This is a genomic window from Halogeometricum limi, from assembly GCF_900115785.1.
In the GTDB taxonomy this organism is placed as follows: domain Archaea; phylum Halobacteriota; class Halobacteria; order Halobacteriales; family Haloferacaceae; genus Halogeometricum; species Halogeometricum limi.
This window is the reverse complement of sequence record NZ_FOYS01000002.1, coordinates 676,284-699,273: the sequence shown is the minus strand read 5'-3', so window position 1 is coordinate 699,273 and position 22,990 is coordinate 676,284. Positions and strand designations below refer to the sequence as shown.

Below are 22,990 nucleotides of genomic sequence, written 5' to 3'. Positions count from 1 at the left end.
ACCGTCAGGCGAACGCGCGGGACGCGTCGCCTTCGTCTTCGGCCTCGGCCTGAATCTTCTCCCACGCGGAGACGAAGTCGTTCATGTATATCTCCGTGCGGTCGTCGCGGATGGCGAACATCCCGGCCTCGGTGCAGATAGCCTTCACGTCGGCACCGGACGCCTCGTCGGCCATCTCGGCGAGTGCGGCGAAGTCCACGTCGTCGGCGACGTTCATGTTGCGCGTGTGGATCTGGAAGATGATCTCGCGACCGTCTTCGTTGGGCTTCGGCACCTCGATGAGGCGGTCGAACCGGCCGGGGCGCAGGATGGCGGGGTCGAGCATGTCGAAGCGGTTCGTCGCCGCGATGATGCGGATGTCTCCGCGTTCGTCGAAGCCGTCCATCTCGGAGAGCAGTTGCATCATCGTCCGCTGGACCTCGGCGTCGCCGGACGTCTTCGAGTCCGTGCGCTTCGAGGCGATGGCGTCTATCTCGTCGATGAAGATGACGGCGGGTTCGTTCTCGCGGGCCACCTCGAACAGGTCGCGGACGAGTTTCGCCCCCTCGCCGATGAACTTGTGGACGAGTTCGGAGCCGGCCATCTTGATGAACGTCGCGTTCGTCTGGTTGGCGACGGCCTTCGCGAGCATCGTCTTCCCAGTGCCCGGCGGGCCGTAGAGGAGGACGCCGGACGGGGGTTGGATGCCCACTTGCTCGAACATCTCGGGCGCTTCGAGCGGCATCTCGACCGTCTCGCGCACTTCGTTCATCTGCTCTTCGAGTCCGCCGATGTCGGCGTAGGTCACGTCGGGACTGTGCTCGACTTGCATGACCCGCGCGCGAACGTCCGTCTCGTTGTCGAGACGCTTGACGATAGAGAGTGAGTTGTTGACGGCCACGCGAGCGTCGGGTTCTAAGTCCTCGCGTAGTTCGTCGGTGACCTCCGTGAGCGCTTCCTGGTTGTTGCCGTGCTGTTTGATGATGACGCCCTCGTCCGTAATCTCTTGGACGGTGGCGACGAACAGCGGCGACTGCTTGAGTTTCTTGTTCTCGTGTGTCAGTCGCTCTAGTTTCTGCTGATACTTGTTGTTCTCCGCGTTCGCATCCAGCAACTTGTCCCGCATCTCCTCGTTCTGGTTCTCGAGGATATCGAGGCGCTCTTGGAGTGCCTGTATTTTCTCCTGCTGCGACGCCGCATCCTCGTCGTACGGAAGGTCGACGTCGTCCACAGTGTCGGTCATCACCCGTCGTAGGGTAGCGTTTCATAAGAGGCTTCGGGTAAGCGGCCCATCTCACCGTCTCGCGGGGGATACCGTTCTGTCGCATCGACTGACAGTGGTGAACGGAAAATGTTTGAAAGTAATATTTTGATACAGCAAATATTATCACTCTACATCCTCCACGTAGGAGTACGAATGAGCACCACCGAGGTAGTCGGACGCGAAGAGGAGACCGTTGACCGTTGGGAACCCATCCGAGAGATGCCGCCGAGCGCCAAACTCGTCGCGAAGGTCCTCGACTACAACGAGACGCTGACGCAGAGCCAACTCGCGGAGGAGACGCTCCTCCCGCCTCGGACGGTTCGGTACGCGCTCTCGCGTCTCGAAGAAGCCGACGCCGTCGACTCGCGGTTCTCCTTCTCCGACGCCCGCAAGCGCCTCTACAAACTGAGCATTTAACTACGGTGACGGGGCCAGACGCTCCGTGACCGACGCACCGCCCACCGCCGACGCGGCACCGAACTCGGACGCACCAGCGAACGCCGACGCACCAGCGAACGCCGGCGCACCACCGCGCTCGGACGCGCCGCCGAACCCGGACGCCGTCCGCGACGCCCTCAGAGCGCTGGCGACGGGGTCGGCGTCAGCACAGACGGCGACGTTTCGAGTGACCATCGCCGACGCGGTGGCGGCGACAGCGTGCGCGGGAGACGCCGTCGCCTATCTCCGGCGCGGAGGGATTCCCGTCCTCGCACGGGCCGTCGCCGACGCGCGGGCGGCAGACGCGGCGGCAGTCGCTCGCGAGGGGACGGACGCGCTCGGGACGCTTCGACGACTCGACGCGGCTCTCGAGTCTCGTCGAGACGTCGACGCGGCCGCCGAGGAGGAACCCGACCACTTTCACCCCGCTCGCGGAACCGTTTTACCGGCGAGTGGCAAAACTCCGGGCAGATGACACGGGTGATACACACCGGCGACACCCACCTCGGGTACCAACAGTACCACTCGCCGGACCGACGCCGAGACTTCCTCGACGCGTTCGAACAGGTCGTCGACGACGCGGTGACCGACGGCGTCGACGCCGTCGTCCACGCGGGCGACCTGTTCCACGACCGACGACCGGAACTGCGCGACTTGCTCGGGACCATCTCGGTCCTCCGCGAGTTGGACGACGCGGGCATCCCCTTCCTCGCCGTCGTCGGCAACCACGAGTCAACGCGCGGCGGGCAGTGGTTGGATCTCTTCGAGAACCTCGGACTCGCCGAACGACTCGGCGACGAACCGCGCGTCGTCGGCGACACCGCGTTCTACGGACTCGACCACGTGCCGAAGTCGAAGCGCGAATCCCTAACGTACGACTTCGAACCGCACGACTGCGCCCACGCCGCCCTCGTCGGCCACGGCCTGTTCACGCCGTTCGCCCACGCCGACTGGGAGACGGAGACGGTCCTCGGCGAGTCGAACGTCGACTTCGACGCGTTCCTCGTCGGCGACAACCACGCGCCGGGGACCGAACGAGTGCTTGAGACGTGGGTGACCTACTGCGGGTCGACCGAACGCGCGAGCGCGGCGGAGGAGGACGCCCGCGGCTACAACCTCGTCACGTTCGACGGGGAGGTGGACATCCGCCGGCGGTCGCTCGACACGCGACCGTTCGTGTTCGTCTCCGTCGAACTCGCAGACGGGGAGGGCGCAGAACGCGTCCGCGAACAGGTCCGCCAACGCGACGTCACCGACGCCGTCGCCATCGTCGAGATGACGGGCGAGGGCGACCCCGTGACGCCCGCGTCGATAGAGGAGTTCCTCACAGAACGCGGCGCACTCGTCGCCCGCGTCACCGACCGCCGCGAGATGGCGACCGACGTGGAGATAGACGTGTCGTTCGCCGACCCCGACGACGCGGTGCGCGAACGCGTGTCCGGTCTCGGTCTGTCCGCGGCGGCCCTCGACGTGGACGAGACGGTCCGCGCGAGCAAGACCGCCGACTCGAACGTCCGCGAGGAGGTGAAGACGCGCGTCCAGTCGCTCCTCGACTCGGGCGACGTCGCGGCGTTCGACCCCGCCGGAAGCGACGGCGACGAACCCGCGTCCGAGGACGGGGCGGCGGACGCCCCGGCGACGAACGGGCGGACGAACGAGACGGCAGGCGAGGAGGCGACGAACACAGAGGCTACCGAGACGACCGCAGACGAGGAGGCGACGGACGGACCGACGACAGACGAGGAGGCGACTGCCGAGGCGACGAACGGTGCGTCCGACGAGAACGACCAGTTCACGATGGAGGACTTCTAGATGCGCTTCGACCGAATCAGACTCTCGAACTTCAAACCCTACGCGGAGACGGACCTCGAACTCACCGACGGCGTGACCGTCATCCACGGCCTGAACGGCAGCGGGAAGTCTTCGCTCCTCGAAGCCTGCTTCTTCGCGCTCTACGGGTCACACGCGTTGGACGAGAACCTCGGCGACGTGATGACGACCGGTGCGGAGGAGGCCGAGATAGAACTCTGGTTCACCCACGACGGCGCGTCCTACCACATCGAGCGTCGCCTCCGGAAGTCGGGCGACCGAGTGCAGACGGCCACGTGCGTCCTCGAAGGCCCGGACGTCTCCGTCGACGGCGCGCGCGACGTTCGCGGGTTCGTCGCGGACCTCCTCCGGATGGACGCCGAGGCGTTCGTCAACTGCGCGTACGTCCGGCAGGGAGAGGTGAACAAACTCATCAACGCCACGCCGAGTCAGCGACAGGACACGATAGACGACCTGCTCCAACTCGGAAAGCTAGAGGAGTACCGGGTCCGCGCGGGGAACGCTCGCCTCGGCGTCGAAGACGTGCTGACGGACCGCCGCGGAGCGCTCTCGAAGGTCGACTCCCAAATCGAGGCCAAGGAGGACGCGAACCTCCACGAGAAACTGAACGCCTTGGAGACGGAACTCGGCGAGGTCGACTCCCAGATAGAGCGGTACGAACAGCAGCGAGAGAAGGCCCAGGAGACGTTCGAGAACGCACAGGAGGTGTTGGAGACGTACCGAGAGCGCAGGGAGGAACTCGACGGACTCGACGCGGACGTCGCCGAACTCCGCGAGACCATCGCCGCGGACGAACAACAGCGAGACGAACTCCGAACCGAAGTCGACGAAAAGCGCGACCGAATCGACGAGCTTCGAACCGGAATCGACGGACTCCGCGCGGAGACGACGCTCGAAGAGGTGACGGCGGAGACGCTGTCGGCCCGGCGCGACGAACTCGGCGACAGGGAGGACGAGGTTCGAGAGCGTCTCACGGAGGCGCGCCAGCGGCGGACGATGCTGTCGAACCAAGCGGAGAAACTGGCCGAACGCGCCGAGGAGTTCTCGTCGCGGGCGACGGAAAAGCGAAGCCGTGCCGAAGAGTTGGACGCCGCCGCCGAGGAGGCGGAGACGCAACTCGCGGAGCGACGAGAGCGACTGGAGACGCTGGAGGCCGAACTCGACGAGGCGACGGCGACGTTCGCGGACGCACCCGTCGAACTCGGAGAGGCGTCGGCGTACCGAGACGACCTCAGAGAGACGCTGACCGAGGTTCGTTCGAAGCTCACGGAGACGAAGACGGAGGTCGGAAACGTCCGTGACCGCCTCGACGAAGCGGAGTCGCTGCGCGACGCGGGCAAGTGTCCGGAGTGCGGGCAACCCGTCGAAGACTCCCCGCACGTGGACGCCATCGGCGAGTACGAGACGCGAATCGAGGCGCTGACCGAGGAACTGGCGGACCTCCGAGAGCGGCGCGAGACGCTGGAGTCCCGCCTCGAACGAGCGGAGACGCTCGTCGAGACGGAGAGTCGCGTCGAGGAACTCCGCAACAGCAGGGAGCTGTTCGAAGAGCGCATCGAAGACGCGCGCGAGACGGTCGAGGAACGGCGCGAGGAGGCCGAGACGCTCCGCGGGGAGGCGGACGAACTGGCGGCGGACGCCGAGGAGAAACGCGAGGCGGCCGCGACGCAGTCGGAGGCGGCCGAGGAGGCGGCCGACACCGTCTCGGAACTCGAATCCGACCTCGAGTCCGTCGTCGCCGCCGAAGACCGTCTGGACACCCTGTCGGAACGGCTCTCGGCGTTGGAGACGGCGGAGTCGGCCGTCGAGCGATTGGAAGACCGACGCGAGAACATCGCGGAGTTGAACGACGAACGCCGCGAGCGACTGGCGGAGAAACGAGCGCGGCGCGAGACGCTGGCCGAAGAGGTGGACGAGTCCACCGTCGAGGAGGCGAGAGACAAAAAGCAGCGCGCGGCACAGTACGTCGAACAGGTCGACGAGGAGTTGGCGACGCTCCGCGAGAAACGCGACGGGCTTCAGAGCGACATCGGGGGCGTGAACGGCGAACTGAAGCAGTTGCGAGAACTCCGCGAGGACCGAGAGGAACTCGCCGCCCGCGTCGACGCCCTCGAATCGCTCCACGCGGAGACCGAGGAGCTAGAGGCGATGTACGGCGACCTGCGCGCGGAACTCCGCCAGCGAAACGTCGAGAGCCTCGAACGGATGCTGAACGAGACGTTCGACCTCGTGTACGGCAACGACGCCTACTCGCGCATCCGACTGGACGGCGAGTACGAACTGACCGTGTTCCAGAAGGACGGCACCGCTCTCGACCCCGAACAGCTCTCCGGCGGCGAACGCGCCCTGTTCAACCTCTCGCTCCGGTGCGCTATCTATCGCCTCCTCGCCGAGGGCATCGACGGGGCCGCGCCGATGCCGCCGCTCATCCTCGACGAACCGACGGTGTTCCTCGACTCGGGACACGTCTCGCGCCTCGTCGACCTGGTGGCCGAGATGCGCGAACTCGGCGTGCGCCAGATAATCATCGTCAGCCACGACGACGAACTCGTCGGCGCGGCGGACGAACTCGTCACGGTGGAGAAAGACCCGACGAGCAACCGGTCGTCGGTCCGGCACGAGGACCCCGCGGCGCTCCTCGCGGCGGAGTCGCTCGCGGACGACTAGTCCCGACGCTCGTCGCCGCGGAGTGCGGCGACCGCTTCTCTCGTCGTCTCGGTGGCGGCGTAGCCTCGTTCGCCGTGGACCGTCGTCTCCGTCAGAAGGCCGGCCGCGCGGAACTCGCCGAGGAGGCCGTGGAGGTCGGACTCACAGAGGTCGTAGGCGTCCAATAACTCGACGACCGAGAGGGCGTCTCGGTCAGCGAGTTCGAAGAGGAGACCGAGCGAGCGGTCGTCGTGGACGGCGGTGACGACTCGTCTGACGGCCTCGGGAACGCCCGACGCCGCCGCGACGAGCGGTGAGACGCCGTCGGCGGTCAACTCGTCGTTCGGGAGGTAGCGTTCCGCGCCCGTCTCCGGGTCGCGGACGCGACTCGACTCGCCGGAGCGTTTGACGAGGAGGTAGCGCTTGCCGTCGTCGTCGTGGACGGTCTGCATAGATGCGGGAACGCGCGAGAGACGAATAGGGGTTTCCGTCGCGGTTCAGTCGTCGTCCTCGTCGCTGTCGTCGTTGCTGTCAGCGTCATCGCTGTCGTCGTTGCTGTCAGCGTCATCGCTGTCGTCGTTGCGGTCGCCGTCTTCGTCGGCACTGTCGCCGTCGTTGCTCTTCTGAAACTCCCGATAGAAGTAGTACGCGCGGGCGAACGCCAACGCGCCGACGAGCATCGCGCCGCCGCCGACGAGGAGTTGGCCGCGGAAGTACAGCAGCATCGCGCCGAGACTGATGCCGGCGACGGCGACGTTCACGAGGACGACGGTGGCCCAGAACGCCCGCTGGAGTTCCTCGTCCACGTCGGTGACTTCGGTGGGTTCGCTGCTGGGGAGTTCGACCGCGGGAACGTTCACCAGGTCGCGTTCGGGGTCGCCCCAGCGGTCCTCGGGGTTCTCTTCGTCGGGTTCGTCGGGCCAGTCGTCGAACTCCCGGGACACGTGTTCGGGAACGGCCGAGGGAACGAAAAGCAGTTCGTTTCGGGTCCTCGGAGGGCCCGGTTAGCAGTTATCTTTCAGCGTGATGGTTCGAGTCGTCTCGACCCACGCGAGCGGATTCTGCGGGTCGTAGAACACGACCCCTCCGTCGACGTCGTAGGACTCGACGTCGTCGAGTCCGTGCGCTTCGCCTGCCGGAGACTGCGTGGCAGGCGACCGATCCGTCCGCTCAGAGTTTGCGTGGTCGGTCATTGTCGCAATGCATGGTATGTTCTATCACACTAAATGTGTTGTGGAAAGACACCTTATCGTTTTGATACCTAATAGGTCGCTAACTACGTCGGTTCGGCGCGACGAGTGAGGGGCGAAAAGCCGAGGTTTTTAGCCGGGAGTGCCGAACGCTCCGCCATGAAGCAGGCAGGGCTCACAGACGCCAAGTGGGGGGGTGACGACGACGCCCGACCCGAGGCGGAGGCCGAACACGTCGCGGGCAACGGAAGCCAGCACGTCTCGGACGTCGTCGACGCCGAGGACATCAAGTTCCCCGACGCGGACGGCACCGTCGAACTCGCGGTGACGCAGGTGGACTACACCATCGAGGGAAGCGGCCGCAACGAGTATCCCGTCGTCCACGTGTTCGGTCGCACCCGGGAGAACGAGACCGAACACGTTCGCGTCCTCGGGTTGGAGCCCTACTTCTACGCCCCCACGGACAGCCTCGACGACGAACTCCTCGATAAGGAGGTCATCACGCGGACCGAACCGGGCTACGAGAGCATCCGTGGCGAGGAACTGACGAAGATTTGCACGCGCACGCCGCGCGACGTGGGACAGATACGCGACGAGTTCGACCACTACGAAGCGGACATCCTCTTTCCGAACCGCCTCCTCATCGACAAAGACATCGAGAGCGGCATCTGCGTCCCCGCGCGCCGACTCGACGACGGGGACGGGACGGTACAGGTGCCGCACGACGAAGTCGTCCCCATCGACGTGGACGCCGACCTGCGCGTGAACACGTTCGACATCGAGGTGAACGACCGGGCCGGCTTCCCCGAAGAGGGCGAAGAGCCCATCGTCTGCCTCACCTCGCACGACTCGTATCGAGACGAGTACGTCGCGTGGCTCTACAACGCGCCCGAGGCGGGCGACGGCGTCGACGCCCCGACTGATTTGGGCGACTACGAACCGCTCCAGTCGGACACCGACGTGGAGATTCGCGCGTTCGACCGCGAGGACGAGATGCTGAACGCGTTCGTCGAGTACATCGTCGAGACGGACCCCGACGTGCTCACCGGCTGGAACTTCGACGACTTCGACATGCCGTACTTCCTCGACCGGTTGGACGTGGTGAACCCCACGTCGGACTACGACTTGGACCCGAACCGACTCTCTCGCGTCGGCGAGGTGTGGCGAAGCGGGTGGGGCGGCCCCGACGTGAAGGGTCGCGTCGTGTTCGACCTGTTGTACGCCTACAAGCGCACGCAGTTCACCGAGTTGGAGTCATATCGCTTGGACGCCGTCGGCGAACTCGAACTCGACGTGGGCAAAGAGCGGTACTCGGGCAGTATCGGCGACCTGTGGGAAGAAGACCCCCAGCGACTGTTGGAGTACAACGTCCGCGACGTGGAACTCTGCGTCGAGATAGACAGAAAACAGGACGTCATCGCCTTCTGGGACGAGGTGCGGACGTTCGTCGGATGTAAGTTAGAGGACGCACCCACCCCCGGCGACACCGTCGACATCTACGTCCTCCACAAGGTCCACGGCGAGTTCGCGCTCCCCTCGAAGGGTCAGCAGGAATCCGAGGACTACGAGGGCGGGGCCGTCTTCGACCCCATCACCGGCGTCAAAGAGAACGTCACCGTCCTCGACCTGAAGTCGCTGTATCCGATGTGCATGGTGACCATCAACGCGTCGCCGGAGACGAAGGTGGACCCCGAGGCGTACGACGGCGACACGTTCCGCGCGCCCAACGGGACGCACTTCCGGAAGGAACCGGACGGCATCATCCGGGAGATGGTGGACGAACTCCTCGAAGAACGCGAGGAGAAGAAACGCCTCCGCAACGACAACGAACCCGGCACGCCCGCGTACGAACAGTTCGACCGACAGCAGGGCGCGGTGAAGGTCATCATGAACTCGCTGTACGGCGTGCTGGGCTGGGACCGCTTCCGCCTGTACGACAAGGAGATGGGCGCGGCGGTCACCGCGACGGGTCGGGAGGTCATCGACTTCACCGACGAGACGGCCAGCGAGATGGGGTATTCTGTCGCATATGGAGACACAGATTCCGTCATGCTCGAACTCGGCCCCGACGTGACGAAGGAGGAGGCGATCGAGCAGTCGTTCGAGATAGAGGAGTACATCAACGCCGCCTACGACGACTTCGCGCGCGAGGAACTCGGCGTCGACGTCGCGGACGGCGAGGAGCACCGCTTCCAGATAGAGTTCGAGAAACTGTATCGGAGATTCTTCCAGGCGGGCAAGAAGAAGCGGTACGCCGGACACATCGTCTGGAAGGAGGGCAAGGACGTCGACGACATCGACATCACCGGCTTCGAGTACAAGCGGTCCGACATCGCCCAGATAACGAAGCAGGTGCAGAAGAACGTCATCGAGATGATCGTCTACGGTGAGGACGACGACGACATCAAAGAGTACGTCCACGACGTCATCGCCGACTTCCAAGAGGGGAACCTCCCGCTGGACGAAATCGGCATCCCCGGCGGCATCGGCAAGCGACTGGAGGCGTACGACACCGCGACGGCGCAGGTGCGCGGCGCGATGTACGCCAACGCCTTCCTCGGGACGAACTTCGGCCGCGGGTCGAAGCCGAAACGACTCTACCTCGCGAAGGTCCACCCGTCGTGGTTCCGTCAGATGGAGTCCGAGGAAGGGTTCGACCCCCAGCGAGACGAACTGTACGGGCAGTTCAAGCGCGACCCGGACGTCATCTGCTTCGAGTACGACGACCAGGTCCCCGAGGCGTTCGAGGTGGACTGGGACGTCATGTTGGAGAAGACGCTGAAGGGCCCAATCGCCCGAATCATCGAAGCACTGGGCATGTCGTGGGACGAAGTGAAGTCGGGACAGGAACAGACTGGTCTCGGAAGCTTCATGTAACGGCCGCTGACGTCCCGAGAAGACGATAGGCCGCCGTTTCGAGCGACCGTCGATAGGCGGCAGGTTCGTCCGGTCTCCCGAAGAGCACCTTTCTGAAAAGCAAATATATTTTCTCTCCAGTAAAGCGTCCGGTGGCGAATGCGTAACCATTATGGGTGGCACAACCCTCGGTTCTCGTACGAGGCAACGAGACACAATGGCTACACTCGAAATCAAGAACCTCCACGCGAAGGTCGCGGAGGAGGACGGCGAGCAGATTCTTCGTGGCGTCGACTTGGAAGTGAAATCCGGGGAGATTCACGCACTGATGGGGCCGAACGGCTCCGGGAAGTCGACCACCTCGAAGGTCATCGCCGGGCACCCCGCCTACGAAGTGACCGACGGAGAGATTCTCCTCCACCTCGAGGACGGCGACTTCGGCGACGAGTTCGAGATTCCCGACGACAAGCGCACGTGGAATCTCCTCGACTTGGAGCCGAACGAGCGCGCGGCGCTCGGTATCTTCCTCGGCTTCCAGTACCCCGCCGAGATAGAGGGTGTGACGATGACGAACTTCCTCCGCACGGCGCTCAACGCCAAACTCGAAGAGCGCGAGGAACTGTTCGAGGACGAGGACGAAGCCGAGGAGGCCGACGAGGACGACTCCGGCTACGAGACGTCGCCGATGGAAGGCCCCGCCGACGACGGCGAGGTCGGCGTCGCGGAGTTCCAGAAGCTCCTGAAAGAGAAGATGGAACTGCTCGACATGGACGAGAAGTTCGCCCAGCGCTACCTCAACGCCGGCTTCTCCGGCGGGGAGAAAAAGCAGAACGAAGTGCTGCAGGCCGCCATCCTCGAACCGTCCATCGCGGTGCTCGACGAGATCGACTCCGGTCTCGACATCGACCGCCTGCAGGACGTCTCGAACGGCATCAACGCCCTCCGCGACGAACAGGGAACGGGCATCCTCCAGATCACCCACTACCAGCGTATCCTCGAGTACGTCGAACCCGACCACGTCCACATCATGCTGGACGGCGAAGTCGTCAAGAGCGGCGACGCGACCCTCGCCGAGCAACTCGAAGACAAGGGATACGACTGGGTCCGTGACGAGGTTTACGGGACAGCCTGATACGTACAGAGTCCGACTGCCAAACTAGATACAACATGAGCTCAGACCAAGACCACCTCAAAGAAACCGACACCGAAGCTCGCTTCGAGTTCAAGAAGGAGCAGAAGTCGTCGTTCCAGGCCGACAAGGGCCTCACCGAGGAGACGATTCGCGTCATCTCCGAGGACAAAGACGAGCCCGAATGGATGCTCCAGCGCCGTCTGCGCGCGCTGAAGCAGTTCCAGGAGATGCCGATGCCGACCGACTGGCCCGGCCAGCCCGACCTCTCCGAGGTCGACGTGAACGAGATCGTCCCGTACATCCGACCCGACGTGGAGACCCGCGGCGGCGTCGACGACTGGACGGACCTCCCGGACGACATCAAAGACACCTTCGACAAACTGGGCATTCCGGAAGCCGAGAAGAACGCGCTCTCCGGCGTCGGTGCGCAGTACGAGTCCGAAGTCGTCTACCAGAACATGCAGGAGCGCTGGGAGGAGAAGGGCGTCGTCTTCATGAACATGGACCAGGCGGTCCAGGAGCACGAAGACATCGTCAAAGAGTACTTCATGACGAAGTGCGTCCCCCCGTCCGACAACAAGTTCGCCGCACTCCACGGGGCCATCTGGTCCGGCGGGTCGTTCGTCTACGTCCCCGAGGACACGACGGTCGACATGCCCGTGCAGGCGTACTTCCGCATGAACTCCGAGGGAATGGGCCAGTTCGAACACACCCTCATCGTCGCCGAAGAGGGTTCGGAAGTCCACTACATCGAGGGCTGTTCGGCACCGAAGTACTCCGCGTTCAACCTCCACTCCGGCGGCGTCGAAGTGTTCGTCGGCGAGGACGCGCACGTGCAGTACTCCACGGTCCAGAACTGGTCGAAGAACACCTACAACCTCAACACCAAGCGCGCCATCGTCGAGAAGGGTGGCCGCATGGAGTGGATTTCGGGGTCGATGGGTTCGAAGGCGACGATGCTCTACCCGGCCTCCATCCTGAAGGGTCGCGGCGCATCGGACAACCACATCACCATCGCGTTCGCGGGCGAGGGCCAGAACATCGACACCGGTGCGAAGGTCTACCACAACGCCCCGAACACGAAGTCTACCATCGAGTCGAAGTCGATATCGAAGGACGGCGGCCGCACGAACTACCGCGGCCTCGTCCACATCTCCGAGGGCGCGACGAACTCCTCCACCGCGGTCGAGTGCGACGCGCTCATGTTCGACAACGAGTCCACCTCGGACACGATGCCGTACATGGAGATCAACGAGTCGAAGGTCGACGTCGCCCACGAGGCGACCGTCGGAAAGATCGGCGACGAGGACATCTTCTACCTCCAGTCGCGCGGTCTGGACGACGACGACGCGAAGCAGATGATCGTCTCGGGCTTCATCGAACCCATCACGGAAGAACTGCCGATCGAGTACGCGGTGGAACTCAACCGCCTCGTCGAACTCGAGATGGAGGGCAGCCTCGGATAACATGAGCAGCGCAACACTCCCAGCGAACCTGTCCGAAGAGACGGTTCGAGAGATTTCCGAGCGGCGAGACGAACCGGAGTGGATGCTCCAGCGTCGTCTCGACGCGCTCGACGCACTGGACGACGTCGACCTGCCGGACGTCATTCAGACGCCTGGTCGACGGTGGACGAACCTCGAAGCGCTCGATTTCGAGGAGCTCGTCGACCCGCTGAACCAGTCCGACGAGACCGAACGCGTCACCGACGAAGGCGTCCACGTCCTCCCGTTCACGGAGGCGTTCGACGAGTTCGACGACGTGCTCGAAGCGAACTTCGGGAAGACGGTCGACCCCGAGTCGAACTACCTGACCGCCCTCTCGGCGGCACTGTTCACGACGGGCACGTTCATCTACGTCCCCGAGGGCGTCGACGCGAAGGACGTGAAGGTCCGCGCGAAGATGAACTCGAAGTCGCTGTTCAGCCACACGCTCGTCGTCACCGAGGACTCCTCCTCGGCGACGATTCTGGAGCGAATCGACAGCGGTGACGACGTGGAGGGCGACCGGTACTTCTCGAACCTCGTGGAGGTCACGACGGGCGAGAACTCCTACGTCCAGTACGGGTCGCTGCAGAACCTCGACGAGGACACGTACCACTACACGTTCAAGCGCGGCGACGCCGACGTCTACGGCACCATCAACTGGATCGAGGGCAACATCGGCTCTCGACTCACGCGCTCGGACGTGGAGACGGAACTCAACGGCGACTCCTCGGAGACGAAGATCGTCGGCGCGTTCTTCGGCCACAACGACCAGCACCTCGACATCAACGCGCGAGTCTGGCATCAGGCCGAGAACACGACCGCAGACCTCGTCACCCGCGGCGTCCTCGACGACGACGCACGCTCCGTGTACGAGGGCGTCCAGGACGTGGGCCGCGACGCGTGGAACACGTCGTCGTACCAGCGTGAGAACACGCTGATGCTCTCGGACGAGTCCGAGGCCGACGCGTCCCCGAAACTCATCATTCACAACCACGACACCGAGGCGTCGCACTCGGCGACGGTCGGACAGGTCGACGAAGAAGACCTGTTCTACATGACCTCTCGCTCGGTGCCGCCGCTACAGGCCCGCAACATGCTCGTCGAGGGTTTCTTCGTGCCCGTCCTCGAAGAGATTGCCGTCGACGAGTTCCGCGAGGACCTCGAAGAACTCATCGCCGAGCGTCTGCGGTAGACGTCACCGGCGGTCTTCTCTCCCTCTCTCGTTCGTCGCTTCTCTCAGTTCGGACCTCGAGCGCGGTCACCGTGGCGGTGACCATGACCGTGACTGGACCGACACCGGATCCGCGGAGGGAACCGCTTAAGTCGGCTACGACCCTGCGAACGTGTATGAACGACAGGGTATCGCACACAGCGGAGGTGCCGTCGTGAGCGTCGGTCACCGCGTGACCTCCGACCACCAACTCGCCCGTCTCCTCCAGATCGGCATCGTGTTAGAGGAGGTGGTCGAGGCGCGAGCGTACCACCACTACCAGTCGCTCGCGGACGAGGACCGCGAACTCGACGCGGAGATAGAGGACCTCCTCGAACACGCCGCAGAAGAGTCCGCGGAACACCGTGAGCGCTTAGAGAGCATCGTCGACCAACTCGACGCCGAGAGCATCCCGTTCGAGGACATCGAGACGCTCGTCGAAGCGCAGTACGGCAAGACGAAACCGGACGACTTCGACGGCGTCCTCTACGACCAACTCTGCAACGAGGAGACGGCGTACAAGTTCTACGACGACCTCATCGAGGCCGTCGACGCCAGCGACACGGAGTTCAGCGTCGACCGAGCGGAACTCCTCTCGCTTCTCACCGAGATTCGAGACGAAGAGGCCGAAGGCGTCGAAGCAGTCACCCGAATCATGGAGACACGCGAATGAACCGACGGCAGTCGAGCGGAGGACTGAGATGAACACCGCAGACCAGTACGTGAAAGCTATCTACCTCCTACAGGAGATGGAAGACGGACCGGCGGCGACGGGCGCACTCGCGGACATGCTCGACGTGAGTCCGGCGAGTGCGAACGAGATGATCGGCAAACTGGAGGGACGCGGCCTCGCCGAACACGAGAAGTACAAGGGCGTCCGTCTGACCGACGAGGGTATCGTCCGCGCCCGCGACGCCCTCCAGACGTACTGCATCATCGAACGGTTCCTCGCGAACGTCTTAGACGTCGAGGAGTTCCGCGCGGAGGCGCGCGAACTCGAACCGGTCATCGACGACACCGTCGCCGAACGCCTCGACACCATCATCGACCGCAACAGCGAGTGCCCGGACTGCTTCGACCCCGAGACGGACGCCTGTTGCTATCTCGAAATCGCGAGCGAAGTCGAGGAGAACCCCGCCGACTGAGGTTCGGGGGGGACACACCCGGTTACGTTGTGCTTATCCAACACGTCTCGGCCGGCAGATAGTCCGTAACAGTGACTAAGCGTTAAGTCGGTGTCCCGTGAGACCGTGGTATGGTAGGAGCAGCGACGATAACACGTCTCCTTCGTCTCGCGGGCGTCGAACCCGGTGACCGAAGCGAGGCGTCGGAGACGTCGGAGTTTCCGTACGTCTGTCGCGGATGCGGGAGCGCCTACGACGTCCAGTATCACGTCTGCCCCGACTGCGGCGGGTTCTCCGTCGACCGCCGGTTGTCGGCCGCCGACGGAACCGACTGACGCCGAGTGGCACGGCGATTCGAACCCGATGGCTTTTCAAAGGTCGCACCACGAGTAGAGGATACAGTCCCGTGGTGGTGAGCGATTCGACGGAATCGCACGCTATACGGGACGAACGGAGTGAAGTCCCGTGGTGGTGAGCAGTTCCGAAGGAACTGCGAGGTACACGGGACGAAGAGCGAAGCGATGAGTCCCGTGGTGTAGCGGCCAATCATAATGGCCTTTGGAGCCATTGACGGCGGTTCGAATCCGCCCGGGACTACTTTCTGCGAGCCTCAGCGTGCAGTGATAGTTACAACTCGGATTCGAGCCCAGAAGACGAGAGGATTCGAGTCTTCGCGGTTCGAATCCGCCCGGGACTACTGATTCTGTGGCGAGTCGTACGGCGAGTCACGAATCCGTCCGAGACTTCCGGTCCGCGAACCGACGAAAGCTCCGTGCTCTCACACCTTCAGTCGCCGCCTCGCGCCGCTCTCGTCTCCGCACCACCGTCAAACACGTCCGTCTCGAAGTACACGAGTTCGACGGCGACGACGACGGCGCTGATGGCGGCGACGGTGTAGAACACCGCTCGCTGGGAACTGAACAGGTGCCAGACCATCATCGGGAGGAACGTCACCGTCCCGACGAGGCCGATGGCGGGCGGAATCGCCGAGACGTCCTCGTGGTCGCGTTGCTGAAGCGCGAGATAGCTCATCGCGCCGAAGACGACGATGAACGTGAGCGACGCGAACGACGTGATGCCTTCGAGACTGCCGACGAGCGTGAACCCGGCGGTGAGGACGCCGAGGATGAGGATGATTCGCTTCGGGAGGCCGCCCGAGTCGCCGTCGTCGGGGTCGAGTCGCTGCGGGAGCAGGTCGTTCTCGATGAGTCGGTCGGAGAACTGCGCGCTGGTGAAGAGCGTCGCGTTGATGGCGCTTGCCGTCGAGAGCAGCGCCGACACCGAGATGACGAGGTGGCCCCACCGGCCGCCGAACTGCGCGGACGCCGTCGCGAGTGCGACTTCGGGATGTTTCGACACCATCGCCACGCCGACGATGCTCGTCGTCACGATGGCGACGCCGATGTAGATGAGCACGGCCGTCGGAATCGAGATGTAGATGGCAGTCGGATTGGTGTCGCTGTGGTCTTCGATGGTACTCTGTGAGTACATGAGCAACTGCCAGCCTTGGAACGCCACGAACGACATCGCGGCGGCCATGATGGGTTCGAAGCCCAGCGAGTCGAGACCGGTCTGGATACCGCCGTTCGACGACCCGTACCACAACCCGACGACGACGAAGCCGACGAGGACGGCTATCTTCGCGACGACGAGGACGATTTCGACCCATCCGGACTCCTCGACGCCGACGAAGTTGAGCGCGACGAACGCGCCGATGATGGCCAGCGAGAGTACGGCGCGGAACGGGAAGCCGAAGACCTGTTCGACGCCCGTGAGGTCGACGAAGTAACTCCCGAACGCGTAGGCGTACATCGCCATCGACCCGACGTAGCCGAAGAGCAGTGTCCATCCCGCCATCCCGGCGAGCGTGGAACTGTCGGCGAACCACTCCAGATAGGTCGGCGACGCCCCTTCGGGGTCGCTCAACTGATTCAGCTTGACGTACGAGTAGCCCGCACAGAGGGCGACGAGTCCGGCGAGGACGAACGAGAACCACGACAACGCACCGGAGATGCTCACGACGACGCCGAGAACGGCGTAGATGCCGCCGCCAATCATCCCCCCGAGCGCCATCGAAATCGCACCCGTGAGTCCGAGGTCACCGCCCGAGACGTTTTCTGTCATCTCCGGAGCGTAGTGGCGGGGGCCTTTTCAATTTTTTAGCCGGATATACGACGTTGTGATAATCAAACCAGACGATGAATATACGCCGAATCGGATAGATTGTTAGGCGTCGGCCGTCTGCGAGATGGTATGAACCGGTCGAGGGAGCTCACCCGAGACGAACCGGTGGCGGGCGCGATGCCGCAGACGGACGGGCCGCGGTGGGTCATCGTCAACCCCGTCAGTGGCACCGCCGACCACGCAGAACGCGTTCGAGAACTCGCGGGGATGCGCGGCTACCGCGTCGAGGAGACCGACCACGCCGGTCACGCGGTCGAACTCGCCAAGGACGCGGCGGCGAACGGAGCGACGTTGGTCGCCGTCGCGGGTGGCGACGGGACGCTGAACGAAGTCGTCCGCGGACTCGACAGCGAGGGCGCGTTAGACCGCACGACGCTCGTCCCGGTACCCGTCGGTACGGAGAACCTCGTCGCGACGAACCTCGGTATCGAGAGCATCGAAGACGCGTTCGACGTGGTCGAGACGGGTGCGCGCCGCCGAATCGACCTCGGCGTCGCGGACGGCGAACCGTTCGTGATGTCGTGTATCGCCGGACTCATCGCCGACGCGAGCATCGCCACCTCCGACGAGTTGAAAGAGCGGTTCGGGTCGTTGGCGTTCGTCGTCGCCGGCGTCCAGGAGATGGCGTCGTTCGACGGCTTGCACGTCGACCTCACCGCCATCTCGGACGGTGAGGAGCGGTCGTGGTCCGGCGAGGCCATCTGCGTCCTCGTCGGGAACGTCCGCCGGTTCGCGCGGGAGGGCGGCCAGGCCGACGTCGAAGACGGGGAGTTAGACGTCGTCGTCATCGAGCAGATGCCCACCGGCGACATGGTCCTCGAAGCCATCGCACAGCGTCTCTTCGGCGAAGAGACGGACAACGTCTACCACGTCCGCGCCAGCGAACTGGAGATACGCGTCGCCGACGGGGAGACCATCGAGTTCAGCCTCGACGGCGAACCGCACGCCGACAGCGACTTGGAGATTCACACTCGACCGTTCGCCCTCCGGGTGTGCGTCGGCCCCGACTACGACCCGTCGCCGCTCGGCTCCTGATTCCCGACTCCCGACGCGCGGTGAGCGTCACCCTCGCGCGGCCGGCACCGAAACGCCGATGCTCGCTCGCGTCGTCCACCCGAGCGATGCCCGCCGACGCACCGTCTCTCGGTTCGCGCCTCCGGTGGCGACTGCGTCGGCCGTTCTACGCCGCCTACTACGCGGTCAGTCGCGCGAACCACGAGCGCGAACTCTTCGCGACGCGAAAGCGCGTCGGCGGCGCGACGTTCCGAAGCTACGAACCGTTGCTCCGCCACGGTGACGACGCCCTCCTCCGACGACTGCTCGCGGCCGTCGGTCCGGCCGACACCGTGTACGACGTGGGCGCGAACACCGGTGTCTACACGCTCGCTGTCGCCGCGAAACACCCCGACGCACGCGTCGTCGCCTTCGAACCGGACCCCGGCGTCCGGTCGCACCTCGCGGCGAACGTCCGCGCGAACGACTTCGACAACGTCGACGTCCGCGGCGACGGCGTCGGTGCCCGGTCGGGAACGCTCACCTTCTACCGCTCCACGTACGACGAACTCGGGTCGTTCCGCGAGGACCGCGCCGCCGCGTGGGAGGCCCGCGTCCGCGACGCCGTCGAGGTGCCCGTCGTCGCCCTCGACGACGTCGTCGCCGCCGGGACGGCCCCGCCGGACCACCTGAAGATAGACGTCGAGGGCGGTGGCGACGCCGTCGTCGCCGGCGCGCGCGACGTCCTCGACACCGCCCGGCCGACGGTCTACTTCGAACCGCACGGCGAAGACGAACGGCGGGCGGTCGCGTCGCTACTCACGGAACTCGACTACGAGATTCGGACGCAACCCGACGGATGGGTCTGCGTCCCGACCGACGACTCCGCCGGGCGTCAGTCGAGGTAGAACGCGTCCGCGCCGTGGTCGTCGCGCCACGCGAACGCGAACAGGCGACGAATCGGGAGTCTGTCGAGCGTCCGCCCGTCTTCACTGCGCCCCGTCGACCACGTCCAGACGGTGCCGTCGCCGACAAACGCGCCGTCATCGTCCGGTTCGGCCTCGACCTCGAACTCGGGTGCCTCGAACGCGTGGAGTCCGTCCGAAGCGGCGACGACGAGGGCGTCCGCGCCGCCGACGGCGACGCGAACGAGGCCGCCGGCCGACTCCACGACCGGGAGGGGAACGCCGAGGACGTCGTCGCCGCGTTCGAGGCCGACGACCACCGTCTTCGGGTCGACACCGGCGTCGGCCAGTTCCGTCGGCCAGTCGTCGCGGCCGCCTGTCCCGCGGTGCGCGCCGAGGCCGTACCCCGGCGTCTCGAAGTACGACTCGTACGGTTCGGCGTCGTAGTCGACGGGGACGGGGTCGTCAGAATCGCTTCCGGCCTCGCTCTCGCCGCCGGGCGGGCGCAGTATCGTGCCCGTCGGGTGGTCGTCGACGAACGCCCTCACCGTCGTCGTCGCCGCGGGACGCACCGCCAGTCGGCGGCCGTCGTGGACGCCCGCGAGACAGACGCCGCTGGATTGCTTCCACTCGGACCCCGTCTCCCGGTCGTACATCACCAGGTCGTCGTCGGCCAGTTTCCCCGAGACGCCGAGTTCGAGGACGTGGTCGTCGGCGCCGGTCGATACGCCGCCGGTGTCGTCTCCGCCGTCGCCGTCGACGGCCAGCGATTCGCTCACTCGGCGGTCGTAGACGACGGCGCTCCCGCAGAGCGGACACCACGTCACCGCCACCGGGACGTCGCCGAACTCGTCGTTCACGACCTCGTGGTAGTGGAGGTATCGCAGGGGGTACGCGCGGGCCTCCCCGCGGCGTTCGACGACCACCACGTCGTCCGTCTCCGCGCCGTCGTACGCCGACGGCGGCCCGAACGCGGGGTCGTCGACGCTCGGAATCGCGTCGGGCGGGAGGACCTGCCGGACGTCGTGATTCCGGGTCGAGTCCGTCATCGGAGGACGAACTCCACGCGTTCCTCTTCTGCGCCCTGCGTCCGGCGGCCGGTTATCTCGACGTCGCCGACGTCGGCGGTGTTCGCGACGTGCGTGCCGGCGCAGGCGGTTCGGTCGAACGGGTCGGCCCCCGCCTCGCCCGCCTCGCCGTCGTCCACCCCGTCTTCGCCCGCAATCTCGACGATTCGGACCTCGGTGATGGAGTCGGGGAGGAGGTGAATCCGCGTCCGCGACTCGTCCAGCGAGGCCTCGGCGGCCTCGCGGTCCATCGTGTACCACTCCACGCCGCGCGCGTCGGCGACGAGTGCGTTCATCCGACGCTCGATGGCGTTGAGGTCGGACGCCTCGAAGCGGTCGTACGCGCAGTCGAGGTGGGCGTGGTCGTCGTAGAGTTGGTTGCCCGTCGTCTCGGCGTCGTACTCCGCCAAGAGGACCGCAGAGAGGAGGTGCTGGGCCGTGTGGTACCGCATGTGCGCGAAGCGACGCTCCCAGTCGAGTTCGCCGGTCACGACGGTTCCGGGGTTCGGCGGGTCGCCGTCGACGGTGTGGAGGACGTCACCCTTCTTCGTCACCTCGGTGACGCGCCACTCGGCTCCCTCGTCGGTCCGGAGGGTGCCGGTGTCGTGCGGTTGTCCCCCGCCCGTGGGGTAGAAACAGGTCCGGTCGAGGACGACGCGGTCACCGGCGACGGAGTCGACCGTCGCCTCGAACGACCGGCGGGTCGTCTCCTCCAGGTAGAGCGGTTCGCTCGACATGTGATACCGTGACGTGCGGCGGATGCGAGTTGAGCGCTTCGGTTTTCGAGCGACCCGCCGCGTGGACCGAGTCGGGGTGGGGGATTCTCACTCGTCGTAACGCCTAAGAGCGGAACAACCATTGATTCGGGTAATGACCACGAACGCGAACGTTCGAACCTCCCTTTCTTACGACCAACGGGGGTGGCATTGTGGGCGTTGAAATCAAAGAGTCGCCCGTCTCCGCCGAAGAGTTCGAGACGATGCAGCGATTCGTCCGCGATTACCTCGCCGCCAGCGTCGAGAACGAAGAGGACGGCGGGCGGATGCGGTGGTACCCCTGGCACAGCGCCGAGTACCGGTTCAACCACATCCTCAACGTCGTCGACCTCGCCTCGAAGATAGCCGACCGCGAGGGCGCGGACGTCGACGTCGTCCGCGTCGCGGCCCTGTTCCACGACATCGCGAAACTGGAGGCCGACCAAGACGTCCACGCCGAAGAGGGGGCGCGCGTCGCCCGCGAGTATCTGACCACCCACGGCGACTTTCCGCAGTCGTTCGTCGAACAGGTGTGTCAGGTCGTCGCCGACCACTCGTATCAGGGGCCGCTCACGGACGTGTCGTTGGAGACGCGGTGTCTCATCGAGGCGGACATCCTCGACAAAATCGGGGCGAACGGCACCGTGTTGATGCTCCTGCGGATGGGGTACGAGGCGCGGACACACATGGACGCCTCCGAGATGGTCGAACGCGTCCTCGAACGCGGCCGCGCCGCGACTGACAGAATCGAGAGCGACGCCGCCGAGAGCATCGCCTACCAGCGTCTCAAGCGGGTCAAGTGGTTCCGCGAGTGGTTGGAAGACGAGGTCCCCGGCATGGACCACGACGAGTTCAGCGGCCTCTAAGACGACGCCGCTCCGAACTTCGACGCCGTATACTACAGCGTATCGAGTATCTCCAGCACCGACTCCTCGGCGTCGCGGCCGGGGTCCCACTCCGACCCGTCGCGGTCGGACGCGCGGTAGTCTCGGACGGACTCGCGCATCGCCTCCGCTATCGGCGTCGACTCCCAGCCTAACGCGGCGAGTTTGTTCGTGTCGAGGACGTGCGGGTAGTCGCGGTAGAGGATGAAGTCGTCGAGCGAGAGGCCCGCGGCCGCGAGTTCTCGTTCCCCGGCGTGGACGACTTCGACGGACGCGTCCGCGGCGTCGGCGGCGAGTTCGACCATCTCTTCGAGCGTCACCAGTCGCCGGTCACCGACGTTGTACGCCTCGCCGGGTTCGCCCTCCTCGGCGACGATTCGGAGCGCGCTCGCGACGTCCTCCACGTACGCGCGGTGCCAGATGTTCGTTCCGTCGCCGGGGACGACGACTCGGTCGTAGGTGTCGACTCTGTCGAGCCAGTAGTCCAGTCGCTCCGTGTAGTCGTCGGGGCCGTAGACGATGCACGGACGGACCGACATCGCGTTCACGCCGTTCTCGGCGGCGTCGAAGACGATGCGGTCGCCCTCGGCTTTTCGCGGGCCGTACGAGTCGCTGTCGTCGGACTCCGCTTGCTCGGGCGTGCAGTCACACAGCGGCGTCTCGCCTTCGCGCTTCGGAATCTCCTCGCGGCCGTAGGCGGCCCCGCTGGAGATGTAGACGTAGCCGTCGACGTCGGAGAATATCTCGACCGCTCGCTCCACGTCCGCCGGGTGGTAGGCCACGCAGTCGATGACGACGTCGGGGTCGGCGGCCGATTTGGCCGCTTCGAGGGCGCTGTCGTCCGTCCTGTCGCCTTCGACGTGCGTGACTCGGTCGTCGTCGGCGAACGGGTTCTCGTGGTTCCCGCGGTTGAAGATGGTGACCTCGTAGTCGTTGTCGAGCAAGTCCTCGACGGTGTGGCGTCCGATGAAGCGCGTCCCGCCGATGACGAGTGCGGAGTCGGTCATACCTCGCACTCGGAGACAGGACGTGAAAAGTGTGGGAGA

Annotated in this window: 22 protein-coding genes and 1 tRNA gene; 15 read left to right on the top strand and 8 right to left on the bottom strand. The window is 65.2% G+C overall.

Going from position 1 to position 22,990, the window contains the following annotated elements; genetic code table 11:
* Positions 1-4 precede the first annotated feature (4 nt).
* Complete coding sequence (gene pan1, locus BM282_RS08490; RefSeq protein ID WP_089879261.1) at positions 5-1,222, bottom strand: proteasome-activating nucleotidase Pan1; 1,218 nt, start codon at positions 1,220-1,222, stop codon at positions 5-7.
* A 174-nt stretch (positions 1,223-1,396) separates the two neighbouring features.
* Here pan1 and BM282_RS08485 point away from each other — a divergent pair, with 174 nt between their 5' ends.
* The 4 genes from BM282_RS08485 to rad50 are packed head-to-tail and all read left to right on the top strand — an operon-like array spanning position 1,397 to position 6,178.
* Positions 1,397-1,660 carry a MarR family transcriptional regulator gene (locus BM282_RS08485; RefSeq protein WP_089879257.1) on the top strand — a complete coding sequence of 88 codons (264 nt, stop codon included), beginning with the start codon at positions 1,397-1,399 and terminating at the stop codon, positions 1,658-1,660.
* 25 nt (positions 1,661-1,685) lie between these two features.
* On the top strand, positions 1,686-2,156 hold the full coding sequence (locus BM282_RS18480) for a hypothetical protein (RefSeq protein ID WP_175501431.1): 471 nt from the start codon (positions 1,686-1,688) through the stop codon (positions 2,154-2,156).
* Positions 2,153-3,493 (top strand): DNA double-strand break repair protein Mre11, encoded by a 1,341-nt coding sequence (gene mre11, locus BM282_RS08475; protein WP_089879254.1) that lies wholly within the window; start codon positions 2,153-2,155, stop codon positions 3,491-3,493. The genes BM282_RS18480 and mre11 overlap by 4 nt, the downstream gene beginning before the upstream one ends.
* On the top strand, positions 3,494-6,178 hold the full coding sequence (gene rad50 / locus BM282_RS08470) for a DNA double-strand break repair ATPase Rad50 (protein ID WP_089879252.1): 2,685 nt from the start codon (positions 3,494-3,496) through the stop codon (positions 6,176-6,178).
* Here the strand turns inward: rad50 and BM282_RS08465 are convergent.
* The 3 genes from BM282_RS08465 to BM282_RS08455 are packed head-to-tail and all read right to left on the bottom strand — an operon-like array spanning position 6,175 to position 7,350.
* Entirely contained in the window at positions 6,175-6,609 is a 435-nt protein-coding gene (locus BM282_RS08465; RefSeq protein ID WP_089879249.1) for a DUF7346 family protein, read from the bottom strand. The two genes, rad50 and BM282_RS08465, sit on opposite strands and share 4 nt — an antisense overlap.
* 45 nt (positions 6,610-6,654) lie before the next feature.
* On the bottom strand, positions 6,655-7,101 hold the full coding sequence (locus BM282_RS08460; RefSeq protein WP_175501429.1) for a DUF7322 domain-containing protein: 447 nt from the start codon (positions 7,099-7,101) through the stop codon (positions 6,655-6,657).
* 60 nt (positions 7,102-7,161) lie between these two features.
* A complete protein-coding gene (locus tag BM282_RS08455; RefSeq protein WP_089879245.1) occupies positions 7,162-7,350 on the bottom strand; it encodes a DUF7331 family protein in 189 nt (62 codons plus the stop codon).
* 156 nt (positions 7,351-7,506) lie between these two features.
* Between BM282_RS08455 and BM282_RS08450 the strand changes: the two genes are divergently transcribed.
* From BM282_RS08450 to BM282_RS08415, 8 genes are all read left to right on the top strand, one after another.
* Entirely contained in the window at positions 7,507-10,224 is a 2,718-nt protein-coding gene (locus BM282_RS08450) for a DNA-directed DNA polymerase (RefSeq protein WP_089879241.1), read from the top strand.
* Positions 10,225-10,420: 196 nt separating this feature from the next.
* Positions 10,421-11,335 carry a Fe-S cluster assembly ATPase SufC gene (sufC, locus tag BM282_RS08445; protein ID WP_089879238.1) on the top strand — a complete coding sequence of 305 codons (915 nt, stop codon included), beginning with the start codon at positions 10,421-10,423 and terminating at the stop codon, positions 11,333-11,335.
* A 35-nt stretch (positions 11,336-11,370) separates the two neighbouring features.
* Entirely contained in the window at positions 11,371-12,801 is a 1,431-nt protein-coding gene (sufB, locus tag BM282_RS08440; RefSeq protein ID WP_089879235.1) for a Fe-S cluster assembly protein SufB, read from the top strand.
* Between the two features lies 1 nt (position 12,802).
* Complete coding sequence (gene sufD / locus BM282_RS08435) at positions 12,803-14,014, top strand: Fe-S cluster assembly protein SufD (protein ID WP_089879232.1); 1,212 nt, start codon at positions 12,803-12,805, stop codon at positions 14,012-14,014.
* Between the two features lie 193 nt (positions 14,015-14,207).
* Positions 14,208-14,705, top strand: coding sequence for a rubrerythrin (locus tag BM282_RS08430; RefSeq protein WP_089879525.1), 498 nt, complete (start codon positions 14,208-14,210; stop codon positions 14,703-14,705).
* A gap of 28 nt (positions 14,706-14,733) precedes the next feature.
* Entirely contained in the window at positions 14,734-15,177 is a 444-nt protein-coding gene (locus BM282_RS08425) for a metal-dependent transcriptional regulator (RefSeq protein ID WP_089879229.1), read from the top strand.
* 110 nt (positions 15,178-15,287) lie between these two features.
* On the top strand, positions 15,288-15,491 hold the full coding sequence (locus tag BM282_RS08420) for a hypothetical protein (protein ID WP_217642692.1): 204 nt from the start codon (positions 15,288-15,290) through the stop codon (positions 15,489-15,491).
* Positions 15,492-15,680: 189 nt separating this feature from the next.
* Positions 15,681-15,753, top strand: a tRNA-Gln gene (locus BM282_RS08415).
* A 189-nt stretch (positions 15,754-15,942) separates the two neighbouring features.
* Here BM282_RS08415 and BM282_RS08410 read toward each other — a convergent pair.
* A complete protein-coding gene (locus BM282_RS08410; RefSeq protein ID WP_089879226.1) occupies positions 15,943-17,280 on the bottom strand; it encodes an APC family permease in 1,338 nt (445 codons plus the stop codon).
* A gap of 129 nt (positions 17,281-17,409) precedes the next feature.
* Here BM282_RS08410 and BM282_RS08405 point away from each other — a divergent pair, with 129 nt between their 5' ends.
* Both BM282_RS08405 and BM282_RS08400 read left to right on the top strand, forming a co-directional pair.
* The gene (locus BM282_RS08405) at positions 17,410-18,375 is read left to right on the top strand and encodes a diacylglycerol/lipid kinase family protein (RefSeq protein ID WP_089879224.1); all 966 of its coding nucleotides are present in this window, start codon (positions 17,410-17,412) and stop codon (positions 18,373-18,375) included.
* An 86-nt stretch (positions 18,376-18,461) separates the two neighbouring features.
* Entirely contained in the window at positions 18,462-19,241 is a 780-nt protein-coding gene (locus tag BM282_RS08400) for an FkbM family methyltransferase (RefSeq protein WP_089879221.1), read from the top strand.
* On the opposite strand, the gene BM282_RS08395 is transcribed toward BM282_RS08400, so the two are convergent.
* Entirely contained in the window at positions 19,229-20,287 is a 1,059-nt protein-coding gene (locus BM282_RS08395; RefSeq protein ID WP_089879218.1) for a DUF3179 domain-containing protein, read from the bottom strand. The genes BM282_RS08400 and BM282_RS08395 overlap by 13 nt on opposite strands.
* On the bottom strand, positions 20,284-21,042 hold the full coding sequence (locus BM282_RS08390) for an alanyl-tRNA editing protein (RefSeq protein ID WP_089879215.1): 759 nt from the start codon (positions 21,040-21,042) through the stop codon (positions 20,284-20,286). The genes BM282_RS08395 and BM282_RS08390 overlap by 4 nt, the downstream gene beginning before the upstream one ends.
* Positions 21,043-21,233: 191 nt before the next feature.
* Between BM282_RS08390 and BM282_RS08385 the strand changes: the two genes are divergently transcribed.
* The gene (locus BM282_RS08385; protein ID WP_089879212.1) at positions 21,234-21,926 is read left to right on the top strand and encodes an HD domain-containing protein; all 693 of its coding nucleotides are present in this window, start codon (positions 21,234-21,236) and stop codon (positions 21,924-21,926) included.
* Positions 21,927-21,958: 32 nt separating this feature from the next.
* Here the strand turns inward: BM282_RS08385 and BM282_RS08380 are convergent, their stop codons facing one another.
* Complete coding sequence (locus BM282_RS08380; protein WP_089879210.1) at positions 21,959-22,951, bottom strand: NAD-dependent epimerase/dehydratase family protein; 993 nt, start codon at positions 22,949-22,951, stop codon at positions 21,959-21,961.
* Positions 22,952-22,990: the final 39 nt, after the last annotated feature.

Excerpts from the sequence above, each read along its gene's own strand:
- pan1 (WP_089879261.1), bottom strand. The coding sequence starts at position 1,222 with ATGACCGACACTGTGGACGACGTCGACCTTCCGTACGACGAGGATGCG.
- BM282_RS08485 (WP_089879257.1), top strand. The coding sequence starts at position 1,397 with ATGAGCACCACCGAGGTAGTCGGACGCGAAGAGGAGACCGTTGACCGT.
- mre11 (WP_089879254.1), top strand. The coding sequence starts at position 2,153 with ATGACACGGGTGATACACACCGGCGACACCCACCTCGGGTACCAACAG.
- rad50 (WP_089879252.1), top strand. The coding sequence starts at position 3,494 with ATGCGCTTCGACCGAATCAGACTCTCGAACTTCAAACCCTACGCGGAG.
- BM282_RS08465 (WP_089879249.1), bottom strand. The coding sequence starts at position 6,609 with ATGCAGACCGTCCACGACGACGACGGCAAGCGCTACCTCCTCGTCAAA.
- BM282_RS08455 (WP_089879245.1), bottom strand. The coding sequence starts at position 7,350 with ATGACCGACCACGCAAACTCTGAGCGGACGGATCGGTCGCCTGCCACG.
- BM282_RS08450 (WP_089879241.1), top strand. The coding sequence starts at position 7,507 with ATGAAGCAGGCAGGGCTCACAGACGCCAAGTGGGGGGGTGACGACGAC.
- sufC (WP_089879238.1), top strand. The coding sequence starts at position 10,421 with ATGGCTACACTCGAAATCAAGAACCTCCACGCGAAGGTCGCGGAGGAG.
- sufB (WP_089879235.1), top strand. The coding sequence starts at position 11,371 with ATGAGCTCAGACCAAGACCACCTCAAAGAAACCGACACCGAAGCTCGC.
- sufD (WP_089879232.1), top strand. The coding sequence starts at position 12,803 with ATGAGCAGCGCAACACTCCCAGCGAACCTGTCCGAAGAGACGGTTCGA.
- BM282_RS08425 (WP_089879229.1), top strand. The coding sequence starts at position 14,734 with ATGAACACCGCAGACCAGTACGTGAAAGCTATCTACCTCCTACAGGAG.
- BM282_RS08420 (WP_217642692.1), top strand. The coding sequence starts at position 15,288 with ATGGTAGGAGCAGCGACGATAACACGTCTCCTTCGTCTCGCGGGCGTC.
- BM282_RS08410 (WP_089879226.1), bottom strand. The coding sequence starts at position 17,280 with ATGACAGAAAACGTCTCGGGCGGTGACCTCGGACTCACGGGTGCGATT.
- BM282_RS08405 (WP_089879224.1), top strand. The coding sequence starts at position 17,410 with ATGAACCGGTCGAGGGAGCTCACCCGAGACGAACCGGTGGCGGGCGCG.
- BM282_RS08400 (WP_089879221.1), top strand. The coding sequence starts at position 18,462 with ATGCCCGCCGACGCACCGTCTCTCGGTTCGCGCCTCCGGTGGCGACTG.
- BM282_RS08395 (WP_089879218.1), bottom strand. The coding sequence starts at position 20,287 with ATGACGGACTCGACCCGGAATCACGACGTCCGGCAGGTCCTCCCGCCC.
- BM282_RS08390 (WP_089879215.1), bottom strand. The coding sequence starts at position 21,042 with ATGTCGAGCGAACCGCTCTACCTGGAGGAGACGACCCGCCGGTCGTTC.
- BM282_RS08380 (WP_089879210.1), bottom strand. The coding sequence starts at position 22,951 with ATGACCGACTCCGCACTCGTCATCGGCGGGACGCGCTTCATCGGACGC.